Annotated in this window: 17 protein-coding genes; 1 reads left to right on the top strand and 16 read right to left on the bottom strand. The window is 42.6% G+C overall.

Translation table 11 applies throughout. From position 1 onward, the window contains the following. The first annotated feature begins 123 nt into the window (after nt 1-123). A complete protein-coding gene (locus M1G01_RS00615; protein ID WP_007517092.1) occupies nt 124-975 on the top strand; it encodes a MurR/RpiR family transcriptional regulator in 852 nt (283 codons plus the stop codon). A gap of 135 nt (nt 976-1,110) precedes the next feature. On the opposite strand, the gene M1G01_RS00610 is transcribed toward M1G01_RS00615, so the two are convergent. The 16 genes from M1G01_RS00610 to M1G01_RS00535 form a co-directional block, all read right to left on the bottom strand. After that, a complete protein-coding gene (locus M1G01_RS00610) occupies nt 1,111-1,875 on the bottom strand; it encodes a class I SAM-dependent methyltransferase (protein WP_247930901.1) in 765 nt (254 codons plus the stop codon). Between the two features lie 340 nt (nt 1,876-2,215). Continuing rightward, a complete protein-coding gene (locus M1G01_RS00605) occupies nt 2,216-3,100 on the bottom strand; it encodes an ROK family protein (protein ID WP_000150250.1) in 885 nt (294 codons plus the stop codon). Nucleotides 3,101-3,117: 17 nt separating this feature from the next. After that, nucleotides 3,118-4,035: a dihydrodipicolinate synthase family protein gene (locus tag M1G01_RS00600; RefSeq protein ID WP_247930900.1), complete on the bottom strand. Its 918-nt coding sequence runs from the start codon at nt 4,033-4,035 to the stop codon at nt 3,118-3,120. 171 nt (nt 4,036-4,206) lie between these two features. Next, nucleotides 4,207-4,851, bottom strand: a complete 645-nt coding sequence (locus M1G01_RS00595) for a YesL family protein (protein WP_000057503.1) — start codon at nt 4,849-4,851, stop codon at nt 4,207-4,209. A 20-nt stretch (nt 4,852-4,871) separates the two neighbouring features. Continuing rightward, a complete protein-coding gene (locus M1G01_RS00590) occupies nt 4,872-5,324 on the bottom strand; it encodes a NanQ anomerase/TabA/YiaL family protein (RefSeq protein WP_247930899.1) in 453 nt (150 codons plus the stop codon). 228 nt (nt 5,325-5,552) lie between these two features. Then, nucleotides 5,553-6,392, bottom strand: coding sequence for a carbohydrate ABC transporter permease (locus M1G01_RS00585; RefSeq protein ID WP_247930898.1), 840 nt, complete (start codon nt 6,390-6,392; stop codon nt 5,553-5,555). A 15-nt stretch (nt 6,393-6,407) separates the two neighbouring features. Further along, entirely contained in the window at nt 6,408-7,274 is an 867-nt protein-coding gene (locus M1G01_RS00580) for a carbohydrate ABC transporter permease (RefSeq protein WP_247931500.1), read from the bottom strand. A gap of 219 nt (nt 7,275-7,493) precedes the next feature. Continuing rightward, nucleotides 7,494-8,822 carry an ABC transporter substrate-binding protein gene (locus M1G01_RS00575; protein WP_044020388.1) on the bottom strand — a complete coding sequence of 443 codons (1,329 nt, stop codon included), beginning with the start codon at nt 8,820-8,822 and terminating at the stop codon, nt 7,494-7,496. Between the two features lie 113 nt (nt 8,823-8,935). After that, nucleotides 8,936-9,634, bottom strand: coding sequence for an N-acetylmannosamine-6-phosphate 2-epimerase (locus M1G01_RS00570; RefSeq protein ID WP_001135645.1), 699 nt, complete (start codon nt 9,632-9,634; stop codon nt 8,936-8,938). A 233-nt stretch (nt 9,635-9,867) separates the two neighbouring features. After that, the gene (locus tag M1G01_RS00565) at nt 9,868-13,260 is read right to left on the bottom strand and encodes an SIALI-17 repeat-containing surface protein (RefSeq protein WP_247930897.1); all 3,393 of its coding nucleotides are present in this window, start codon (nt 13,258-13,260) and stop codon (nt 9,868-9,870) included. Nucleotides 13,261-13,594: 334 nt separating this feature from the next. Then, a complete protein-coding gene (locus M1G01_RS00560) occupies nt 13,595-14,575 on the bottom strand; it encodes an acetylxylan esterase (protein ID WP_247931499.1) in 981 nt (326 codons plus the stop codon). A gap of 469 nt (nt 14,576-15,044) precedes the next feature. Continuing rightward, entirely contained in the window at nt 15,045-17,090 is a 2,046-nt protein-coding gene (gene recG / locus M1G01_RS00555) for an ATP-dependent DNA helicase RecG (protein ID WP_345773258.1), read from the bottom strand. Then, nucleotides 17,081-18,184: an alanine racemase gene (gene alr / locus M1G01_RS00550; RefSeq protein WP_247930895.1), complete on the bottom strand. Its 1,104-nt coding sequence runs from the start codon at nt 18,182-18,184 to the stop codon at nt 17,081-17,083. Before alr ends, recG begins: the two co-directional genes overlap by 10 nt. Next, the gene (gene acpS / locus M1G01_RS00545) at nt 18,174-18,536 is read right to left on the bottom strand and encodes a holo-ACP synthase (protein WP_247931498.1); all 363 of its coding nucleotides are present in this window, start codon (nt 18,534-18,536) and stop codon (nt 18,174-18,176) included. The genes alr and acpS overlap by 11 nt, the downstream gene beginning before the upstream one ends. Before the next feature lie 44 nt (nt 18,537-18,580). After that, complete coding sequence (locus M1G01_RS00540; protein WP_247930894.1) at nt 18,581-19,612, bottom strand: 3-deoxy-7-phosphoheptulonate synthase; 1,032 nt, start codon at nt 19,610-19,612, stop codon at nt 18,581-18,583. A gap of 1 nt (nt 19,613) precedes the next feature. Beyond that, on the bottom strand, nt 19,614-20,645 hold the full coding sequence (locus M1G01_RS00535) for a 3-deoxy-7-phosphoheptulonate synthase (RefSeq protein WP_247930893.1): 1,032 nt from the start codon (nt 20,643-20,645) through the stop codon (nt 19,614-19,616). Nucleotides 20,646-20,686 lie beyond the last annotated feature (41 nt).

Below are 20,686 nucleotides of genomic sequence, written 5' to 3'. Positions count from 1 at the left end.
GCATTTTTTGACTTTCAACTGAAAATGCCTTTTTATTTGGTTATCCTAACTTCTGTGATATAATGATAGTAATAGTTAGGAAAGCGTTAACCTTTAAGAATTTGACTCATAAAAAGGAGCCTCATGAACAAGCCAGACATCGCAACCATAATCGACCTCCATTTTGAAGAATTAACCGAGCTCGAGCAAGAAATCGCTCGCTATTTTTTACAACCTGAAACGATCCAAGATGATCTTTCTTCTCAGCAAGTCACCCAGAAATTACACATCTCCCAAGCAGCATTGACCCGCTTTGCCAAAAAGTGTGGTTTTACAGGTTACCGAGAATTCGTCTTTCAATACCAGCATCAGGCTAGTAAACAGGATACTCATTCCCACAAACATAGTCCTTTGACCAAACGTGTTTTGCGAAGCTACAGTATCATGCGAGAACAAACGCAGGATTTGATTGACGAAGAACAACTGGAACGAGTCGCCCAGTTAATCGAAGATGCTGAGCGTGTCTACTTCTTTGGAACAGGCAGTTCCGGTCTTGTCGCTCGTGAAATGAAATTGCGTTTCATGCGTCTGGGTGTGGTCTGTGAAGCCTTAACCGATCAGGACGGCTTTGCATGGACGACCAGCATCATGGATGAAAATTGTCTAGTACTCGGTTTCTCACTTTCTGGTACAACTCCTTCTATCTTAGACAGTCTATTAGACGCAAAAGAGATGGGGGCCAAGACCATCCTCTTTACCAGCGCTCCAAACAAAAATAGTCAGGCCTATACAGAGACCGTTCTTGTTGCTAGCCACAGCCAGCCTTCCTACATTCAACGGATATCCGCTCAACTCCCCATGCTCTTCCTTATAGATTTGGTTTATGCCTACTTTTTGGAAATCAATCGTGAAAGCAAGGAGAAAATCTTTAATAGCTATTGGGAAAATAAAAAACTCAATGGCTATCGTAGACAAAAACGCGTTAGAAAATCCTAGTTTGGTTGAACCAAACTAGGATTGTTTTGTCTTGAAATGATAATAGGCTCCCAACATCCCTGCTGTATTTTGGTGATGGGCAAATTCTAATCGTAAAATAAAACGAGCTATTCTTCAGAAGTACGTTCTATAAGATCATAGTTTAATGCAGAGTGTAGCGATGTAGTCATTTCCATACCGTGATAATCGATGTCTTTTGTCACACGATTCATAAAAATCGATCATAGCGAGGCCGTTTTTTAGTTGTCCTCTAATCTGACTTTCTAAGGTATGGCTAAATTCATATCCATATTCTGGATTGATGGTGATTTTGCCTTCCTCTTCAAGCTCTCTTGAATTAAAAGGGATTGAAAACTTTAACAGTAATTCCTCATCGGGTTTGTCCCATACAGTGTCAGCATCATACATGTAGATCCAGGGATTCATAAATCCGACCATTAAGAGTCCACCCTTTTTCAATACGCGAGAGGCTTCTTTATACATGTTTTCTAAATCCTCTATGTACACATTTGAAACCGGATTAAAAATAATATCAAAAGTTTCATCTTCAAATGGAAATGGTTTTGTCATATCGCCTTGAACGGTATTGATTTTTAAACCTTCTCTTTTAGCAACCATTTCATCTCTTTCTAATTGTGATGTGGAAAAATCCATGATGGTGACATCATAACCTTTTGCAGCAAAAACGGGACCCTGCTGGCCACCACCACAAGCTAAACCTAATATCTTTTTTCCCTTGGCTTTTTCAAACCATTCTGTGGGGACTTTTTCCCCAACAGTTAAGGCAACAGAAATTGGATGCTTTCTAGCTTCTTCTAATTCTTCATGTGTCAATGGCTCAGTGTAGTCATTTTTTACATTATTCCATCGATCTTCATTTAATTTTATATAATTACTCATCTTACAATCTCCTCGTAATTTTATATGATTTCGATTTAAGCTGGATGTGCTGTCATTACATTTTTCTCACCGCTACAACTTCTAATTTGTCAAATAATCGTCCATCTCATTATATCATTTTTCCATTTACTCAAGCTAAATATCAATTAAATGGATGATAGAATTGCTCTCGCCTTGTAGTTCATCATCTCGCCTTAACCTCTCATACAAGGCGGTTATTTTCTACTAGTCTCTCACGATTACCTCCTTTGGCTCAAATTTTTCAATAAAAAAAGAATTAAGCAAAACAGTTTTCACTCAAGTAGTGATTCAGTGTTTTTCTTAATTCTATAGCTCCAAACTAGGATTGTTTTGTTTTGAAATGATAATAGGCTCCCAACATCCCTGCTGTGTTTTGGTGATGGGCAAATTCTAATCGTGTTTTTTCAGCTAGACTTGGTACCAAGGCCGCCTTCAAGGCTGTGCGGATCTTTGGTTTGAGGATAGCCTCTTGCCCCATGATACCGCCACCGAGAATGACCACTTCTGGATTGGCAACGTAGCAAATATTTGCCAGACCTTTTCCTAAATAGTCTACCATGCGGTCAATCCCAGCCATACAAATCTTGTTTCCTTCAGTAGCTTCCTTGAAAATACGTCGGCCATTCCACTGATCAACTGAATCTCCATGAGCTGTTGCTACATGCTCAACCAAGGCTGTCGTAGAAGCAAGATCCTGAAAAGCTCCATCCTGCATGTGCATGTAACCGACTTCGCAGGCCGAATTGCTAAATCCATGGAAGACTTTCCCATCCATAATCAAGCAACCACCGATACCGGTTCCAATGGTCAAGCAAAGTGTGACACTCGCTCCCTTGCCTGAACCAGATACTGCCTCAGCCAGACCTGCACAGTTGACATCATTTTCAATCTCACAAGGGATATTAAAGCTCGTCTCAATTTCCTTCTTGAACTGGGTTCCTGCATAGTTGGGAATCTGAGGACCAGCATAGAAAATCTCACCCTTATCAGGATCCACCATTCCTGCAGAAGAAATGGCAACACCTGCTACTGGGCCTTTTTCTAAATAGCTGGCTACGATATCTTTTGTCTTTTGTAAGATATGAGGTCCACCCTTATGCGCCTCGGTTGGCATTTCATGCGATTCAACAAGTTGGCCTTCTTGGTCAATCAAACCATATTTGATGTTGGTTCCACCGATATCAATTGCAACGTAGTGTGTCATAAATACCTCCTTATGGATTAGAGGAAGCGCTCCTTGGTTTCACGAATCAATTGTGCTGCTGCTTCTACAACTGGGCGATCTTCTTCGGTTACTGGCGTCAATGGCGAACGAACTGAACCAATGTTCAAGCCTTCATTGATCTTCAAGACTTCCTTAATCACACCGTACATATTTCCATGTGCAGAAGTGAGCTTGCCGATGATTGCGTTGATAGCATATTGCAATTCACGCGCTGTTTCCAAATCTTTCTCTGCAATCAACTGATTGAGTTTCAAGAAGAGTTCTGGCATAGCACCGTAAGTACCACCAATACCAGCTTTGGCACCCATGAGGCGTCCTCCTAGGAACTGTTCATCTGGACCATTAAATACGATGTGGTCTTCTCCCCCAAGGCTGACAAAGGTTTGGATATCTTGAACTGGCATAGAAGAGTTCTTAACACCGATAACACGAGGATTCTTCAACATTTCAGTGTAAAGACTTGGAGTCAAAGCAACACCTGCCAATTGAGGAATGTTGTAAATCACGTAGTCTGTGTTTGGAGCTGCAGCACTAATGTCATTCCAGTATTTGGCAACTGAGTACTCAGGCAAACGGAAGTAAATAGGTGGGATTGTTGCGATAGCATCTACTCCCAAGCTTTCCGCATGGCGAGCCAGTTCCATACTGTCTTTAGTATTGTTGCAAGCTACGTGAGCGATGATGGTCAATTTCCCTTTGGCAACTGCCATGACTTCTTCCAAAATCAATTTGCGGTCTGCCACACTTTGGTAGATACATTCACCAGAAGAACCATTTACATAGAGACCTTGAACTCCCTTATCAATGAAGTATTGAACCAAGGCACGCGTACGCTCTGGGCTTACTTCTCCTTGATCATCGTAACATGCGTAGAAGGCTGGAATAACACCTTCGTATTTTTTCAAATCTGACATAGATTTTCTCCTAAGATTTCTTTTTTTCTGCTGAGAGCAGTTCTATTTTTTACAAGTTTAGTATACACCTTGTGAAAATCGCTTTCAATATCTTGTATACACTTAGATTTTAGTTTCTACCTGTATTTTAGAAACTGTAACGATTGAAAGTAGTTTCAGAAACACCTCATCCTACTGGTATTTGGCGAAAATTTTCTCCATCAAACCTGCTTGGAGAAAGACCAGCAAACCAAAGCCAAAGAGGATAAAGGCCGATCCACCCAAAAGGAGAGTGAAGGCGGATAGATAAAGAACCATCACAATAAGAAAGAGAATGGCTAACATGAGGAAGAACCATGGAAAGTTAAAACTTGCCAAGATAAGCCCTTTTTGCAGCACTTCTTTCCAAGACAAATCATAGCGCGCAGCGATGGGATAACTAGCCAGCATCACGAGAGTGAGGAAGATGAGAATCCCCAAACAAATAGCTTTCACAATCTGGAAAGGCAAAGCTGTCTGACCCCAGAAGAGATAGAGATCTAGAAGGCTTAATGACACAATGCCTAACTCCAGCAAACCTAACTGGAAACCCAGTTTCAGATTTTGCTTGAAGGCTCTTAGATAAGTTCTAAAGACTGGTACCCGTCTGCTTCTCTTAATCTCAAACATGGTTTCATAGAGGCTGATTTTCGCCACTCCAATCGTCACGATGGGCAAACAAGAGACGACAAAAAGAAGATTGACTGTCACAATATCCAAGACCTTCTCACTGAAACGCATGAGAAAATTATCTGTATCAAATGCTGCCTTGATAAGGCTTACTCCTTTTTGTGCCATGTTTGCTCCTCCTGATTCTTTTAATCAATCAAAATTTTAAAGAGATATTTGCGAACTTTTTCTTCCATCCCTGCGTAGCCATTTGGCTGGTGAGGTTCTCCTGGGAAGAAAATCGCAAAATTGTGATAACCCAACAAGAGTGGGTATTTTTCATGACAATGGACAAAGCCAATGTCGCTCGCTTCGTCGAATGCTACTGCTTCATCTTTGATACGTGAACCGTAGCTCGAATATTCATGTCCTTCTACCAGCAAATGCAAGTCTGCATAGTTCTTATGGTGCTCAAATTGATCATTTTCAGCTTGATTGAGGACATTTTCCTGAACAACTAGAAAGACCTTGTCCCCGTCAATCTCATACTTACCGAGTTCGAAAGAATTCTTACGGTGCTGATAGAGATAGTCGATAGCCTTGTCTAGATTTGGATGGATTCCCTTGTAAAAGGCGATGTTTTTCAAATCGTCAAAAATCATACTGTTTCCTTCGTTTCTGATAGTTAACTAAAATCATAAATTAAGTTGATAAGTGTCTGACAAAACTTCACGAAGTAACTGCATACTCTCCATTTTGTAGACACTTATAACTCTGTATTCTCTTATACTCAATGAAAATCGAAGAACAAACTAGGAAGCTAACCGCAGGCAATACTTATGTATGGCAAGGTGATGCTGACGTAGTTTGAATTCGATTTTCGCAGAGTATTATCCTTTAACAGCTCCCATAGTAATACCCTGAGTGAAGGATTTTTGGAAGACAAGGAAGACGGTTACGATTGGCACGGCTGCAAGAGCTGCACCTGCCATGATCAAACCATAGTTGGTTGCCATTTCGGCCTGCATGGTCGCAACCCCGAGTGAGATGGTCAAGTTTTGACGTGAAGTCAACATAACCAACTGCATAAAGTAGTCGTTCCAAGTATTGATGAAGGTAAAGATCGCAAGGGCTGCAAATCCTGGTTTCACGATAGGGAAGGCTACGCTCCAGAAGGTACGAATCTCACCACAACCGTCGATTTTAGCTGATTCAAGCAATTCTGTTGGGATATTTTCACTGAATTGTTTCATAAGGAAGACCCCAAATGGCCATCCAATCAAAGGCAAGATCACTGCCCAAAGTGTATCGTGAATCCCCATGAAGTTGACGATACGTACCAATGGTACAAGGACAACTTGTTTTGGAAGAGCCATGGCAGCGATAAAGACTGCAAAGAGGATGCGTTGACCATAGAAACGTTTCTTAGCCAAGACATAACCTGCTAGAGAAGAGGTTGCACAGACTAGGAACATAGTTACTAGTGAGATAAATACAGAGTTCCACATCCACTGCATAGCAGGGTTTTGCACCATGAGTTGTTGGAAATTCTCCATGGTTGGCATTTTAGGGAACCACTGTGGTGGAATCATAATGGTATCAGGCTGTGATTTGAAGGCCCCTGTCAAGATCCAGTAGAATGGAAAGATGAACAGTACGGTCAACAAGAGCAAGATAATCGTTGAGATAATAGTGAAAGCTGTTAAAGGTTTCTTTTGTGTAGGTTGCATAACTGTCTCCTTTCTTTAGTATTCTACGTCGTTTCCGAGGATCTTGAATTGAGCAAAGCTGACAATGGCAATCATCACTGCTAAGAAGACACCGATGGTATTTGCATAGCCGTATTCTGTCAATTGGAAGGCTTTTTCGTAAAGGTAGTACATCAAGGTACTTGTTGAGTAGTTTGGACCACCAGATGTCAAGAGCTGAATCAAGGCGAAACATTGGAATGAGTTGATAGTCGTAATAATCGCGATGTAAAGAGTTGTTGGAAGAAGGCTAGGCCATTTGATCTTCCAGAAGACTTGAAATTCAGTCGCACCGTCAACACGCGCTGCTTCAACTAGTGAGTTATCAATATTTCCCATGGCAGCGATATAAAGGATAATCGGTTGACCAACAGATGTTGTCAAAAGGATGATCATAATCGCTAGCAAGGCCCAGTTTTTGTCACCCAGCCAAGAAATGTTTTGGCTGATGATGTGGCTTGACTTAAGGACAAAGTTTAGAATCCCTGATAGTGGGTCATAGATCCATTTCCATACAACCGTTACGGCAACACTACCTGTAACTACAGGAAGGAAGAAGACGAAACGATAGAAAGAACGGGAAATCGCATTTTGATGATAGGTTTGAGATGCTACAAAGAGCGAGAAGAGAACCACAATCGGAACAGATCCAATAACCAGGATAACGGTATTGATCAAAGACTTCACAAAGACAGGGTCTTTAAACATGCGAATGTAGTTGTCCAAGCCCACAAACTCAAATTTAGTCATGGAGTAGTTAAAGAAACTTGTAATGAATCCCATAATCATAGGAGCCAAGACAAAGATGACAAAGAAGAATAACACTGGTGCTAGGAAAGCGTAGGAAATCACTGTTTCCCGCATACGAATTTTATTGACTTTCACAGTCGGCACCTCTCTTTCAAATAGAATAGTTTTTGATTTTCTTGAACTGTTTTAAAACCAAAATGAAATTTTTTAAGATTCGCTTATGTAAGAACTTCATTTTAATTTCGTGACAGTTCCTACCATTTCAAACAAAAATCCCCCTTTTCTTACACCATAGTGCACAGGGAAAAGGGGGAAATCAATCTGACTTAGTGCTTATTGTTTTGTAGCTTTTTTGATAGTTTCGTTAGCTTTTTCAGTGAAGGCTTTCAAAGCATCTGCTGGTTTTTCGTCACCATTTGATACAGATTGCAACATTGGGAACCAAAGTGTTCTCATTTCAGCAAATCCATCGATAGTATTGTAGTATGGTGAGTAGTATTTAGTCCAGCCACTGATTGTTTCCATACGTTTGTCTTCATAAAGTTTGCCAAATGAAGTACGAACTGGGAAGGCACCTGTACGAACTACGTCTTTAGGACCCCATTCTTTGTCATCTGCGATGAATTGAACGAATTTCTTAGCAGCTGCGACTTTCTTATCGTCTTTGTTGTTAAACACTGCAAATCCGTTTACAAGGTATTCAAGAGATGGTTTACCAGAGTCTGATGGGAATGGTACTTCTACCACATCTACCTTACTTGCTTCCAAGAGTTTCGCTTGGATACCGTTTTGAGCTGGCGCCCAAAGGATTGTGTATGAAGTTTGACCGTTGGCAAAGTTTTGGATGTCTGCTCCACCATCAAATTGTGAACCATTGTTCAACAAACCATCTTTGATCCAGCTAGCCGCTTTTTCAAGACCTTTGACGAATTTAGGATCGTCAGTTGTATATTTGGTTACGTCTTTGTCTGTTACAGAACCGCCATAAAGGTTTGCGATGAAGGCACGTGTTCCTTGGTCTCCCCCTTGACCAGAACTGAACAATGAACCTGGTGTATAGCCTTTATCTTTAAGCGCTTTCAAAACTTTTTCAAAGTCATCAGTTGTCCAACCTTCTTTTACAAGGTTTGCAACTCCAGCATCTTCCAACATTTTCTTGTTCATAGCCATGTAGAATGGAGCTGAACTGATTGGATACATGTAAGCTTTGTCTCCAGCCTTACTTGCTTGTACGATGTTTTCGTTGTTGACATCTTTGACGAATTCGTCTGTGAAGAGGTCGTTCAACTCAGCCAATTTACCGTTTTTACCGTACTGGATGATACGTCCTGGTGCGTCAAAGAGTACGTCTGGCGCTGTCCCTGCTTCGATGGCTGTTGTGATCTTTTCAGGACCTGACTTGAAGTCGATGGTTTCCAATTTCACTTTTACATCTGGATTTGCTTTTTCAAAAGCTTCGATGATTGATTTTTCATAAGTTCCAACACCGTCACCAGTTTTTTCTTGTGTGAAGACTGGGAATGCCCACCAAGTGATTTCTGTTTTTCCGCTATCGCTACTAGAATTTGCAGCATCTTTGCTTCCACCAGAGTTACCACAAGCCGCAAGGCCAAGAATCGCAGCACCCGCAAGTACTGTACAAGCTAGTTTTCTAAATTTCATTTGTATTCTCCTAATTGATAAGCGTATCCATATTGGATAATGAGTTCTTTATATTTGTATACGTTTTCATTTTGTCCGACGCATCAACCACTCTCCTCTGTTTTGAGATTGTGTTATTTAAGACCGGCAACAAAGCGCTCCGTAATCTCTTTTGGTCTAGTAATCGCTCCACCAACAACGATGCCTCGCACCCCATACTCCAGAATTTGTTTGGCTTGTTCTGGTGTATGAATTTTCCCTTCAGCGATGACATCCACACCTGCTTCACACAGTTTTTTGATCAGTTCAAAGTCTGGACCATCTACTTTTGGACTATAAGAAGTGTAACCTGATAGGGTTGTTCCAACAAAATCAATCCCTGCTTCGACTGCTGCTATACCCTCTTCAAAGGTACTGGTATCAGCCATTAAGAGTTGATGTGGATACTTTTCTTTGACTTGTCGGATAAAGTCTTGGATTTCCAAACCGTCATAACGTTCACGTTTGGTGCAATCCAGAGCAATGACCTCAATGTCTAGTTCAGCCAACTCATCCACTTCTTTCATAGTAGCTGTAATGAATGGCTCCTGTGGCGGATAGTCACGTTTGATAATCCCGATAATCGGGAGTTTCGTAACCTCCTTGATCTCCTTGATATCACGAACACTGTTTGCTCGGATACCGACTGCTCCACCTTGCTCAGCCGCTTTGACTAGCAAGGGAATGACTCCTCCCGCTTCTGTATAAAGCGGTTCGTGAGGAAGTGCCTGGCAAGAGACAATGATTCCATCTTTGATTTGTTCAATCAAGGCTTCTTTGCTGATCTGTGGCATCCTCTTTCCTCCCTTTCTTGTTCTTATGGGCTTATTATATATCATTTGTTAAGCGCTTTCAATAGCTTGTAGTAGAATAGATTTCAGTTTCAAAACTATTTTATAGAACAGACTATCCTGAAAGTAGTTTCAGACTTCTTATGATTTTGAATCAACCTGAATGTCGTCAAAAAAGATAGCAGGCTTGAAAACCTGCTACCTCTTCCGAGACCTACTCAAAAAGCTTTTACTTATTATTCTTTTCTCTTCTTGCCAAATGCAAACAAGGATAAAAGAACACCTGCAAGACCAAGGGAAATCAGTGAGTTTGTTTCCTTGCTTCCCGTATTTGGAAGTTCATCTTGTTTAGCTGCTGGCGCTTGATAGGTCACATCTTGGCCTATAGACAGTTTGTTGTCTGCAGCTGCTAATACTAGATTGGTGTCTCCCTTGTACTCTGGCACTTCAAGGACTGCTGCCTCAACACCATTGACGCCACCCTTATACTCTGGAAGGTCATTTGAAGCTGCCAAGACAAAGTTAGCACCTCCTCTATATTCAGGAAGCTCGTTTGAGGCTGCTAGAACCGCGTTAACGCCACCTTTAAACTCTGGAAGTTCATGGACTGCTGCCTCAACAGCGTTGACCCCACCTGTAAATTCAGGCTTTTCAACCGTTGGCGCTGCTTCTTCTCCTACTGTTGATAATGGACCGGTGTACTCTGGCATCTCTGCCACTGGGGCTTCCTCAGCATTGACACCACCAGTGAATTCTGGTTTTTCTACTGTTGGAGCTGGTTCTTCACCTACTGTTGCTATTGGACCTGTATACTCCGGAACTTCATGAACCGCTGCTTCCTCAGCATTAACACCACCTGTGAATTCTGGAACCTCATGGATAGCAGCTTCACTGCCATTAATACCATCGCTTAGTTTAGAGCCAGCTAAAGAAACTGGTAAATTGTGCATGCTTTCAATTGCACCCTCAGCTAGACCTGTAATCCTTTGACCCATATCCTCTGGGTCTATTGTGAATAGGAGAGTTTTTGTATCGTACTGGGTCATAAAGGTTGCTGTCTTGCCATTTGCCAATTGAAGGGTCGGAGCCTTGTTGACCAATACTTCCGAATCGAACTCCATGGCTATAATACCTGGCCATTTTTGAATAGCATATTTTACTTTTGCTTCTTTAGGAGAAATTCTGTCTTTGCTTAAGAAATCCCAGTTGAATTTCTTATAGGATAAAGTATAATCGTTTTGATTGCCATCCGCATGCTCATAAAGCAAACCATATTCGCCATTTCCGAGTTCTTGGAGTGAGTTGTAAGCAAACTTACCACTTTGTATAGGATTGTGTTTCAGCCATGTCAACTCACCATTCTCCTCAACACGAGCTAGGTGGACCAAACCATTATTGCGTCCAGGACCACCAGCATTGCTGAGTAGAATGTATTCCTTTCCTTCATGCATGGTGTGAATAGCGGACATTTGAACATAAACGTCTTTTACTTGAGGATAACGTTTGATTTCTTTATCCCACGTTGCTCCCCCATCATGACTGGTCGCAACCTGAAGATCACCAGTCAACCCACGCAAAAAGAGCTTGAGATCCCCATTATTCAACTGAACAACAGTTGACTCCGTATTTTGGGCACCTGGATTATTCATGGTTGAAGAGTGAATAGTTTGGTTGCCTACTGGGCGGTTATCATTAACTGCTTCCCCTGCTTGCCATGTTTCACCATGATCATCTGAATAAATTACACGAGATGATTGTGAACCACTTAGGTAGGAAACGTTGTTTGTTGTATAAACTGGAATCACCAGTCTTCCCTTATGAGGTCCTGTACGTAAGGCAATCCCCGTACCAGGTCCAGTTCCTAGGAAGTGCATCCAATCTTTCCGAATCCCATGAGTAATATCTTTTGGTGCAGACCAAGTCTTCCCATCGTCATCACTGTAGGACATCCATAGGTAGTTGGTATTGGAAACTCTAAAAATATTCTTCTCGCTATACTCAAAATAAATATTTCCGATTAACTCATTCCCTTTATACAAATCCCCCTTATCGCTGTAAGCTGGTTTTTTAGGGTCAACGACGACGCGATAATCTGTCTTTCTATTTTGAGGGTCGAAAACCTCTCCGTTTTCTCGAATCGTATAGCGACCTGATTCTCCTTGCTTATATAAAACTTGATAAACTTTATCTCCCACTTGTTCATAAGCTTTCGGAGCTTGCCCCGGCAATGAAAATACTGCCTTACTTTCAAGGAACATGTCATAAATTGCAAAAATTCTCTTTGTTTCAGGGTCTTGCACCAAGGCCATATCAATATTGACTGGAGATGGCCATTCTGCATGTTTAGCGTGCTCATTGTCACGAGGATTTGAGATTACAATTCTATCTCCCCATGTTTTTCCATTATCTGAGCTGCGACGAACAACCATCCCAATATCTCCCCAGTCAGAATGGTGCAAACGTCTTTCATCCGTTCCTGCAATCAGCGTTCCTTTATCTGTCTTGAGAAGAGCTGGGATACGATAACTCTTGATACCATCTTTATTTGGTTGATTGTTTCTACCACCTTCAAATACGTCTTCTTTCTCAGTGACTTTTGCTCCCTCAGGAAGTTTCTGTTCCAATTCACCTCTTTCAAATAATTGACTCCGTGTTTGAACTTCATCTGGGTTTAAAGCACGATCATAAACAGTTAAGTTTCGAACTTGTAGGTTTGATGCCCAAACTGTTTTATTGCCCCGTTTGGTTGCTCCAAGTTGAGCTTGATTAACATCTGGCATATCTTTGATGAAGTTACCAGATTTGAGACTTGTACGGGATAAGACACCGTTCACATAGAGACGAACTCGACCATGAGGTAACTCTGCTGTTGGTTGTTCGACAGTAAAGGTCACTGAATTCCATTGTCCAGGGCGAACTTTCAAAGGAGCATCTGTATACTTATCATAGAACTGCTCCCCGTTAGCGCCACGCCCTTCAATAAGAGCTGTATTATCAAGGACCGACATAGTAAAGTACTCATTTTCCTTGGTGTCACTGGATACAGAGAAGAGATTGTAAAAGCGTGGAGCTGATGCATCTGGTTTGAACTCCATGTGAACTGTAGCATTTTTTAGTTGCTTTAGTTTATCTAGTTCACTTGATAAATCAACTCTCTGACCATTTGCTGCATTGGTTTCAACATCTTCTTTTTCAAGGACAGGATTAGCATTTTTTAAATCTCTTGAGTAATAGTCACGAGGAATAGCACCCTGATCCTCTGATTCCTCTTCCTTATTTGCTTCTTCTGCAGGGGTTTCCGTAGAGGATGGAGTTTCTGATTCTGCACTCTCATTTTTTTTCAAATGATCTTGGTCCACCACAACGCCGTTGTCTTGAGCTGCTGCCAATTTACCAGCCAAATCCTTATCCAAATGAGCAAGATCTCCCGAGGACGCTTCTTTTGGCAATTCTGATAAACCTTGACCAGGTTCGACAGTTTCTGTATTGGCCCCTGCTGCATTGGCTTGCTCTTGAGCTAAGACTGGATTTGCTCCAAATACCACTGTACCAATCACTACAGATGCCGCCCCAACTGCAAATTTTCGAATTCCGTATCGCTGTTTCCGATCTAAAGATTTGTAATTCATGTTTGTCCTTTCATTTTTCATAAAATAAAGCGCTTTCTTTTTCTTTAAAAATTTTTATTGTCTCTCAAGAGACAAGTTTTACAAGAAAGTATCCAACTTAATGAGAGCTCCCAATCCTCTCCCATTTTCTGCTGAGCCCGAGTTTTTAACCACCCGGCAGCCTTTTCCTCCTTTCACAAGTGACTTTTCCTTTATTATACAATAAAGTCTTATATTTACATCTGTGTTCCTACAGAATAGATTTTACTTTTAAGAATATTTTAATATTTTAAATTTTCTAAAAGTACTTTCAGATTTTGGACATAAAAAGAGAGCTCCTGAGCTCTCTCATTCATTATCTTACGTACTTAAAAGGAATCTCACTGCCACAGAGCCAGTTATAAACTTGGTCATTGACAAAAACATTCATGGCTTCGTGAGCATACTCTGGCATGGTGCGATAGGCCTTGTCGCAGGTCAGACGGTTGTAAATCGCAAACTGGGTAATGGGATAGCAAACATCGTCATCCAAGCCCGTAATCATCTTGACCTCTCCTTTGATACGATGGGCAAGATTCTTCACATCGATATAGGCAAGAGTCGCCATGATTTCATCCTCTGTTTCATGGAAGGGATCGTGGAACTTGAAATAACGGAAGAGTTCATCATAGGCTTCACTGGTATTGCCAATCTCAAGTACTCGTCTAAAGTCGGACAAGAAGGGATAGATGGCAACTGTTCGCTGAATCCGAGGATTGAGCGCTGCTGCAACTAGGGCTAAAGCCCCACCTTGTGAGGCACCATAGCTAGAAAGTCTTTTCTCATCCACCTGAGGCAGACTAGCAATAATTTCAACCAACTGGTAAATATCCAGATAAACATCCTTATAAAAGAGATGTTCACGACCTTCCACAGTACCACGGATGATATGCCCCTTCACCGTATTTCCTAGTGGAGAGCGCAAGCCGTCTTGAGAATAGCCCGACTGACCACGAACGTCCATGGAAACAACACCGTAACCAGCCACAGTATAGGCCAGCATGTCGGCCCAGTCCCAGCCACGTCCCATATAGCCATGAAAGTGGAAGATTAGCGGAACCTTCTCCTCAGTCTTTGGAAGGACGATTCGTGCATAGACCTTGCCTTCATTAGTTCCTTCAAAGGTCAGCTCATAACACTTGACTTGAGGAATGTGGAAATCTCTTTCCTCCAACTGGTAGGCTGGAAGAGATGAAACTTTTTTGACCTCTTCATCCCAGAAAGCATCAAAGTCTTCTGGAATCTCATCCCGTCCTTTATAAGTCTTAATTTCTTCTAGCAAAGCTGGATTTTTCATAGCATGCTCCTTTAGTTTTGTAATCGCTATCATAACTCTAGCATATCTAGGAAGGCAATGCAAGAAAGAATTCTAAATAGAAAGTGATTTTAGATTCTCTTTCCTCAAACCTATCGCCTGAAAGTAGTTTTAAAAATAAAAAGAGCGTTTCCGCTCTCTGTGTATCAATAGGTGCTAGCTCCTTTCTCTAGTTTGACGGTTTGGAATTTCTTTTGGTAGGTTACTTTAATCGTCATGTGAGAGTCCTCGTTTCTTTTTGATGATTCTAGTATAAGGCCCAAACCTAAAAGCTAGCTTAAGTTTTCCTTAGAGAAAGCTTATACTCAATGAAAATCAAAGAGCAAACTAGGAAACTAGCCGCAGGTTGCTCAAAGCACTGCTTTGAGGTTGTAGATAAGACTGACGAAGTCAGTTACATATATAATCCAAGGCGACGTTGACGTGGTTTAAATTTGATTTTCGAAGAGTATTAATCTAGATGTTCTTTCTTTTCCAGATGGAGAGCAATCATGCGCCATTCTGGATCCTCTTGCCAACCTTCTATCGAACTAATGTAGCTGGCAACCTTTCTGGCTTCTTCTAAAATCGGAAAATCTTCGATAATATCCGCCACTTGAAACTCTGGAAGTCCTGACTGTCTGGTTCCAAAAATCTCACCAGAACCACGCATTTTCAAATCTTCCTCCGCAAGGACAAATCCATTGGTCGTTTCTGTCATGATGCGCATGCGGTCCTTCCCAGACTCAGTCTTAGGATTAGCCACAAGAACAGCATAGGACTGCTTGTCACCCCGACCCACACGGCCTCTGAGCTGGTGAAGCTGACTGAGACCGAACCGGTCGGCATCCATGATAATCATGACGGTCGCATTGGGAACATTAACCCCAACCTCAATAACCGTTGTCGAAACCAGAATATCCGTTTTTCTCTCTTTGAACTCCTGCATGATCTGGTCTTTTTCGTCACTCTTCATCTTACCATGTAGGAGGGCTACTTCTGCCTTGCCAGCAAAATGAGCTGTCAACTCCTCAGATAAGGCAATAGCATTTTTCAGATCCAGAGCTTCAGATTCTTCGATCAGGGGAGAGATAACATAGGCTTGCGAACCTTTTTGAATTTCCCCCTCTAACCAAGTCAGTACCTGAGGTAGTTGCTCATGTTTGATCCAACGTGTCACAATGGGTTTCCGACCCGCTGGCATCTGGTCGATAATGGAAACATCCATATCGCCAAAGGCTGTGATAGCCAGCGTCCGTGGAATGGGCGTCGCTGTCATCATGAGAACGTCAGGATTGTCCCCTTTTTCTCTCAGAACACGCCTTTGCCCCACACCAAAACGGTGCTGCTCATCGATGATAATCAAGCCAAGGCGAGCATAATCCACTCCATCCTGTATCAGAGCGTGGGTTCCGATAATCAAATCAGCCTCACTCTTGGCAATAGTCTCCAAGACTTCTCTTTTTTCTGTAGCTTTCAAGGATCCTGTCAAGAGAGCCAGTTTCAAGTCTGGAAAAAGGTTCTGTAAACTCTCAAAGTGTTGCTCTGCTAGGATTTCTGTCGGTACCATGAGAGCTGCCTGATAGCCAGCCGTCACCGCCGCAAACATGGCCAAACCAGCAACCACCGTTTTTCCGCTCCCTACATCTCCTTGCAGAAGACGATTCATGTGGTGGTCCGACTTCATGTCTGTCAAAATTTCCTGCAGACTCTTTTCCTGAGCTTGGGTCAGGGAGAAAGGCAGATTTTCTTTAACGACTGTCACTTTTTCCTGGGACCAATTCAGAACCAGACCGCTTCCCTGAACTCTATTTTCAGACTTGAGTGACTGCAACTGCATCTGAAAATAAAAGAGTTCTTCAAACTTGATACGGCGAAGGGCCTGTTTGTATTCTGCCAAATCCTTAGGAAAATGCATGGCACGGACAGCCTGGCAACGGGACATGAGTTTGTATTTATCAAGTAAAGACTGAGGCAGATTTTCCTCAATCAAAAGGTCCAATCCCTGATCAAAAGCCGTCTTGATGACCTTGACCAGACTGGCCTGACTGATTCCCTGAGCTAGACGATAGACAGGTTGGAGGTCATCTTCCACCTGAGCCAGGACCTTCATCCCAGTCAGACTGGCCTTGGCACGGTCCCATTTTCCAAAGACAGCAAGAGTTGCACCTAGTTCAATCTTGTCAGCTAGGTAGGGTTGGTTAAAGAAGTTCACCGCAAAAACGACTTCTCCCTGCTTGAGACTAAAACGCAGACGATTGCGCTTGAAACCATAATACTGGACACTAGCGGGGGTCATGACTTGACCAGACAGAACCGCCTTTTCGCCATCTTCCAGCTCCAGCACCTGCTTGGTTTTGAAATCTTCATAACGGAAAGGAAAGTAGAGCAAGAGGTCTTGCAAGTTTTCAATTCCTAGTTTGGCGTATTTCTCTGCTGACTTTGGTCCCACACCAGGCAAGACATGCAAGGGTTGGTGTAGATTCATGCTCCACTCCTTTCTTTGGTTTAATGATATTCTCTCGGAATGCGGTCGCTGAGGAGACAAACCACCTCATAGTTAATAGTGCCGCGGTAGGCAGCTACCTGAGTTGCTGTGATTTCCTTGTCCCCGTTTGAGCCAATCAAAGTTACTTTTGTTCCCAGCGGATAAAGCTTAGGCAGACGAATGGTGATTTGGTCCATAGATACTCGTCCGACGATTGGGCAAGCTTGGCCATCTACCAAGACAGTGAAATTTTGCATATCTCGTGTCCAACCATCCGCATAGCCGATTGGCACGGTCGCAATGACTTGCTCACTATCCGCCTGATAGGTTGCTCCATAGCCCATGCAAGCTCCAGCTGGAACTGTCTTGACATGAACAAGGGCAGACTCCAAACTCAAGGCTGGTGTCAAATCATAGGGTAAGTCCAAGACCTCTCCACTAGGATTGAGACCATACATGGCATCTCCCATACGGACTGCATTGAAAATAGTCTCAGCATGCCAGAGGGTCGTTGCTGAGTTGCTGGCATGAACCAGCTCTGGAACTTCCTTCATACTTGCCAAAATAGTTTTAAAGCATTCTAACTGGGCATTAAAATAGTCATCTGATTCTTCATCTGCAGTAGCAAAGTGGGTAAAAATCCCCTCAACACGAGCGCCGTGTTGTTGGAGCAAGGCTTGAGCCTGCTCTGCCTCACTGGAATCTCGAAAACCAATCCGTCCCATCCCTGAGTCAATCTTGAGGTGGACAGTCAAGCCAGTCAAATCTGCTTCCTTGTCTAAGAGCGTTTGAATCCACTCCAGCCCAGCCACTGTCAAGGTGATGTCGTATTCTTTAGCTAGAGCAACAGCTTCTAGTTCAGAAACTCCTAAGATGAGGATTTTCTTGCTAAGTCCAGCCTGACGAAGTTCGATGGCTTCATCAATATTGGAAACACAAAATCCATCAACATCATCTTGAATAGCCTTGGCAACGGCAACAGCCCCATGACCATAGGCATTGGCCTTGACCACTGCCCACTTGAGCGTTCCTTCAGGGATATGAGCCCCCATTTGCTGAATATTTTGTCGAATAGCTCCCAGAAATATCAGAGCCTTGGTTGGTCTATGTGGACTAGCTTTCATGATTTTCCTCCAAAATGACACTGGCTGTCACAAACTGATCTGTATGGCTGATAGATAGCCAAATCTTTCCTGAAAATGGTGCCTGACTAAAATAAGGCGCGCCTCGTTCATTGTTCAAAACTTCCAAATCCTGAAAGGTCAGTTTGCCAATACCCATTCCCAGAGCCTTGGAAAAGGCCTCCTTAGCTGACCAGCGACCTGCCAAGTATTCGATCTGTCTGCGCCCTTTGAGACTGGTAAAACGCTCCAATTCTTTAGGGGTCAGCACGCGTTTAGCAAAGCCCTCACGTCGTGTAACTGCGTTTTCTATCGAAGCCAATTCTTCGATGTCAATTCCGTGTCCAACTATCATACTCATAAAAGGAGCTGAGATTCCCCCAACTCCATCCTTTTCACTTATTTTGTTAAGGTAGTATAAATTTCGTCTACCAAGGCTACTGTATTTTCCCAACCTAAACAAGGGTCAGTTATGGAGCAACCAAAAACCTCTGGTTGATTTTGGCGACCGTCTGCTAGGTAAGATTCGATCATAAAGCCTCGAACCGTCTTTTTAATCTTTTCATTCCAGTCACGATTCAGCAAGGCTTGACGAACAATGCGAATTTGTTCCATATACTGCTTGCCAGAATTTTCATGATTGGTATCGATGATAATGAAGGGATTTTCAAGTCCCATAGACTCATAGTGATTGATGGCATTTAAGAGGGTTTCATAGTAGAAATTGGGTTCATTTTTACCATATTCGTTCATGGCACCACGAAGGATAACGTGGGCCAAAGGATTTCCTGAAGTTTCCACTTCTTGGCCATGGTAAAGGAAGGTTTGCTTGTTTTGAGCCGCATAGATGGCATTAAACATAACCCCGAGGTTCCCAGATGTTGGATTTTTCATCCCAACTGGAGCATCAATCCCAGAGGCTACAAAGCGGTGTTCTTGATCTTCCACTGAGCGAGCCCCTACAGCATGGTAGCTGACCAGATCATCAACCAAAACGAGATTTGACGGATAAAGCATCTCATCAGCTGTTGTCAATCCAGTTTCGGTAATCACACGGTAGTGCAGCTGACGAACAGCCTGCAAACCATTGATGAGACTAGGCGCTTCGCTAGTATTTGGTTGATGAATCATACCCTTATAGCCATCTCCATTGGTACGAGGTTTAGCCGTATAGACACGCATCACGATAAAGATTTTATCCGCAACTTTTTTCTGCAAGTCTGCTAAGCGATGAGCATATTCGAGCACAGCTTCTTCATTGTCCGAAGAGCAAGGCCCCATCACCAAAAGGATTCGGTCGTCCTCACCTGAGATGATGGCTGCCAACTCTCTATCACGGGCTTCTTTTTTTCGCAAGGCTTCAGCTGACAGCTGGGTCGCAGCCTTGATTGCTTCAATATCAATTTCTTGACCTTTTTCGATAAATGCCATCTTATTCTCCTAGCGTTTGGTAAATTTCGCGAACAAGTGCTTCTGTGTTGTCCCATCCTAGACACGGATCTGTAATGGACTTACCAAAAACTTCTGGCTCATTTTGACGTCCATCTTCTAGATAGGACTCAATCATAAAACCACGAACGTATTTCTTGATTTTCTCATTCCAATCACGGTTGATCAAGGTCTGACGAACGATACGGATTTGCTCCATGTACTGCTTGCCTGAATTGTCATGGTTAGTATCGATGATGATAAAGGGATTTTCCAAGCCCATCTTTTCATACTGATCAATGGTATCCATCAAATTGTCATAGTAGTAGTTAGGAATATTCTTACCATATTCATTCAAGGCACCGCGAAGAATGGCGTGGGACAATGGATTCCCTGTTGTTTCCACCTCTTTACCGAGGAAAAGGAAACTCTGTTTATTTTGCGCTGCGTAAATCCCGTTAAACATAACATTGAGATTTCCAGATGTGGGATTTTTAAATCCTGTTGAAAAATCTGCCCCACTCGCTACAAAACGGTGCTGTTGATCCTCTACAGAACGAGCTCCAACAGCCATATAAGAAATCAAATCATCCACTAGCGGAAGATTTTCAGGATAAAGCATCTCATCAGCTGTTGTCATTCCCGTCTCGGTAATCACACGGTAGTGCAGTTGGCGAACAGCCTTGATTCCATTAATCAAGCTAGGAGCTTCTGTCGCATTTGGTTGATGAATCAAGCCCTTATAGCCATCTCCATTGGTACGAGGTTTAGCTGTATAGACACGCATGACCATAAAAATACGGTCTTTGACCTCTTCTTGCAAAGCAGATAGACGCTTGGCATACTCGAGAACCGCCTCTTCGTTATCAGATGAACATGGTCCAATCACCAAGAGAATACGCTGGTCTTCCCCACGGATGATGGCTTCCAATTCCTGATCACGTTGATTTTTTCTCGCAAGAGCCGCTCCCTCTAATTTAGACAAGGCGCGAACTTCTTCAATGTTAATTTTAGGACTTTTAGCTTTAAATACCATGATTCATCTCCTTATAAAGCAAACGGACACCAAGCAAAAAA

Origin of the sequence: Streptococcus oralis (assembly GCF_023110055.1) — a bacterium.
GTDB classification, from domain to species: Bacteria; Bacillota; Bacilli; order Lactobacillales; family Streptococcaceae; genus Streptococcus; species Streptococcus oralis_BY.
The sequence above is the reverse complement of the archived record's forward strand: the minus strand, read 5'-3'. Positions and strand labels throughout refer to the sequence as shown.